Annotated in this window: 4 protein-coding genes; all 4 read right to left on the reverse strand. The window is 72.2% G+C overall.

Features of this window, described 5'->3' with window-relative positions:
• Positions 1-113: 113 nt before the first annotated feature.
• Positions 114-440, reverse strand: a complete 327-nt coding sequence (locus tag P3W75_RS26770; protein WP_276230341.1) for a DUF2025 family protein — start codon at positions 438-440, stop codon at positions 114-116.
• Between the two features lie 65 nt (positions 441-505).
• Positions 506-1,678 (reverse strand): 5-demethoxyubiquinol-8 5-hydroxylase UbiM, encoded by a 1,173-nt coding sequence (gene ubiM / locus P3W75_RS26775; RefSeq protein ID WP_276230342.1) that lies wholly within the window; start codon positions 1,676-1,678, stop codon positions 506-508.
• Positions 1,679-1,809: 131 nt separating this feature from the next.
• Positions 1,810-2,943: a saccharopine dehydrogenase NADP-binding domain-containing protein gene (locus P3W75_RS26780; protein WP_276230343.1), complete on the reverse strand. Its 1,134-nt coding sequence runs from the start codon at positions 2,941-2,943 to the stop codon at positions 1,810-1,812.
• Positions 2,944-2,988: 45 nt separating this feature from the next.
• Complete coding sequence (locus tag P3W75_RS26785) at positions 2,989-3,360, reverse strand: GFA family protein (protein ID WP_276230344.1); 372 nt, start codon at positions 3,358-3,360, stop codon at positions 2,989-2,991.
• Positions 3,361-3,477: the final 117 nt, after the last annotated feature.

Here is a 3,477-nt window from a genome sequence, read left to right on the forward strand (position 1 = left end):
TCCGCCCTACTCCCAGCGTCAGCGCAAAACCCGGAACCGTGCGCGATACCCATCGGCCCTTACATCGATGGGTATCGCTGCGCTCAACCGCATCCTAGGGCGCAGGTAGCCCCTCAGCCTGCTTTCAGGCGGCGCTGGGCGCGGATTTCCGGCAGATCGGTGCGGCGCAGGTAGGTCTGCAGCGCCTCGCCGAAGTCCAGGCGCTCGTTGATGTTCTGCGCCTGGAGGATCTGCAGGCACTCGCGGCTGAGCGCCATCACCTCGTCGTCCTTCGACGCCCAGACGAATTCGCAGGCCGGCGTGATGCTGGTCTCGTCGACGTCGAGGCCGAAGGAATCCTCGCTGAAACGCACCAGGTACTTGCCGGTCTTGCGGTTGAAGCCGACGAAGCCCTGCAGGCGCTCGGCGGCGGCGCAGATGTCGGTGGATGTCAGGGCCATGCGGGTTTCCTCCCTCTTGATGGACAGAACCGGCCGACGCCCTCCCCCGGGCGCCGGCCGCGGGGTCAGGCGTGCTGGGTCAGGTGCCGGGCGATGGCCTGGCGCAGCGGCGGCAGGCCCTGGGCCAGGCGCAGGCCGACAGTGCGCAGCAGGCGCGCCGGCGGGCGCGGGTCGTTGTACAGCCCGGCGATCAGGCTGGTGGCCTGGTACAGCGGCCAGGTCGCCAGGCGATGGCTCAGCGCGTAGCGGCGCAGCGCCGCTGGCGCGCCCGGATCGCCGCCCTTGCGCTGCGCGGCGAGCACCTGCTCGGCCAGGCGCCGGGCGCTGTGCAGGCCGAAGTTGAAGCCGTGGGCGGTCACCGGGTGCATACCCACCGCTGCGTCGCCGACCAGCACGCAGCGCGGCCCGGCGAAGCGCTCGGCGTAGACGCCCACCAGCGGGTAGCAGTGGCGCGGGCCGAGCAGTGCCATGGCGCCCAGGCGTTGCTCGAAGCGCCGTTCGATGTCGCGCGCGAAGGCCGCCTCGTCCAGCGCCAGCAGCGGCGTCATGTCACGCTGCGGCAGGGTCAGCACCACCGATGAGCAGTCGCCGTTGAGCGGCAGCAGGGCCAGGGTCTGGCCGTAGCCGAACCATTCCCAGGCCACCTGCTGGTGCGGCCGGGCGTGGGCCATGCGGCACACCAGCATGGTCTTGCCGAAGTCCTCCATGCGCGCGCCGATGCCGAGCATGCGCCGGGTTTCCGAGAAGCGGCTGTCGGCGGCCACCAGCAGGCGCGCGGTCAGCCGTTCGCCGTTGGCCAGTTCGAGGTGCGCGTGCTCGGCGCCGACCTGCACGGCCTGCAGCGCGCGCTCGTCCAGCAAGGTCACGTCGGGGCACTCCTCCACGGCGGCGAAGGCGGCGCGGCGAATGGCCTGGTTCGGCACCAGGAAGCCCAGCTGTTCGGCGCCGGCCTGGCCGGCCTGGATGCGCAGGGCGAACAGCGACGGGCCGTTGAGCACCTGGGCGTCGCGCAGCGGGGCGATGTCGGCGGCGGCCAGGCGCTGCCACAGGCCAAGGCGCTGCATTTCCTCGCGCGAGGCGTGGGTCAGGGCGATCTCGCGGCCGTCCTCGGCGGGCTCCGCCAGGGCCGCGCGCGGCTGCCGTTCGATGAGCGCTATCGACAGGCCCTGGCCTGACAGGGCGCGGGCCAGGCACAGCCCGGCGGGGCCGGCGCCGACGATGGCGATATCCACGTGCATGGGGTGACTCCTTTCGCGGGGATGGGCGGTCCCGGAGTCTAGGGCGGGCCCTGGGCGGTTTTCTTGCCGTGGATCAGTACCCGGCGTCGGCTACCCCTGCGGCGCCGGCGCGCATACCGCTTGTGGGGGATTCAGGCCAGCACCGGGCCCGGCAGCTCGCGCAGGGTATGGCTGACGGCCAGGCCGTCGAGTTCGACCAGGTATTCGTCCAGGCTCAGCAGGCCGACGCAGGGCGTGGCGCCACGCTGCGCCAGGCCGCCGGCGGCCAGCTTGCGGGCCAGGGCCACCGCCGCCAGGCAGGGAATGTTCGGGCCGTGGTCGTGGTGCGCCAGCAGCTCCCAGCACAGCGCCAGCGGCCGGCCCTCATGGTCCTCGCCACTGAGCTGCACGAACATGCCGCTGCGACCGTCGCCCAGCGGCTCCAGCGACTGCGCCAGGCGCTGCAGCAGCGGGCCCAGGCGCCGGGCGTCGCGCAGCAGGCCGGCGCGCACCAGCCAGGACAGCGCCCAGGTGCCGAAATGGGTGAGGCGCAGGCCCAGGCCGGCGCCGAAGCGCACCTCGCGCACCGTCGGGTAGCGCTGCGGGAACAGTTCAAGGTCGGGCACGTCGCAGTTGGCCAGCCAGCGCCGCCCCAGCGGCGCCGGGAAGCGGTGGGCGACCAGGTCCTGCCAGCCGAACACCGATTGCCACTGGCCGGCGCGCAGTTGGCGCAGCGGTTTGCCGCAATAGCCGAGCACCGCCGCCAGGGTGGCCTGGCCGGGAATCTTCGCCGAGGAGCTGATGCCGTGGCGGATGCTGTCCAGGCGGGCGAAGCGCGGCAGCAGTTCGTCGATCACCGCCGCGCTCAGCGCCGGCACCGAGCTGGCCCCGGCGCACACCAGCACCCCGGCGCCGCGCGCCGCGCGGTCCAGTTCGCCGATGGCGCAGACGAAGCCACGGGCGTCGGCCAGGTCGACGTAGTGCGCTCCGGCCGCCACCGCGGCGCGCGCCACCCGGTAGTCCTGGCCCTGGAATGGCCCGGCGGCGGAAATCAGCAGGTTCACCTGCAGTTCGCGCAGGCGCCCGGCCAGGGTCGGCTGGTTCATGTCCAGGCACACCGCCTCGCCGTTCACCTCGCGGGCCAGCGCGCTGGCGCGCTTCTGGTCACGGCCGGCCACCAGCACGCGGATGCCGTCGATGGCCGCGAGGCGGCGCACGATCAGGCTGCCGAAGTTGCCGTAACCGCCCAGGACCAGGACGCGAAAACTGCGGGGTGATGGCGACATCCTTCCTCCTTGACCGCCGGCCAGGGCGTATCCAGATCGCCGGGCTCAGCCCGGCTTGCCCGCCGGATGGCGCGGCAGCTGGTCATCCAGCGGCCACCAGTTGGCGGCCGAGGCGACATGGTAATGCGCTTCGAGCTTGGTCAGCAGGTCGCCGTCGAGAGTTCCCGCGCGCAGCCGCAACACTTCGGGAAGCGCGTCACGTTCGCTGTAGATCGGCGAGCCGCAGTTGCCGCAGAACCAGCGGCGCTTGCCCGGCGAGGACTCGAAGGCGCGCAGCTGCTCGGCACCGCCAAGCAGGCGCAGGTGCTCGCGGCGCACCGCCAGGTTGGTGGCGAACGGCCCGCCCTGGGCCTTGCGGCATTGCCCGCAGTGGCAGACCTGGATTGGCGGCAGTTCGCCTTCGAGAGTGAACGCCACCGTCCCGCACAGACAGCTTCCCCGGTACATACGCGCACCCCATGCCCACAAAGGCCCAAAGTCTAGGGCATAGCCCGGCGCTCTGCAGGGCAAGCGACGAGCGCGCCATGCCAAGGA

The sequence above is a fragment of the Pseudomonas citronellolis genome, from assembly GCF_029335315.1.
Classification (GTDB): Bacteria; Pseudomonadota; Gammaproteobacteria; order Pseudomonadales; family Pseudomonadaceae; genus Pseudomonas; species Pseudomonas citronellolis_A.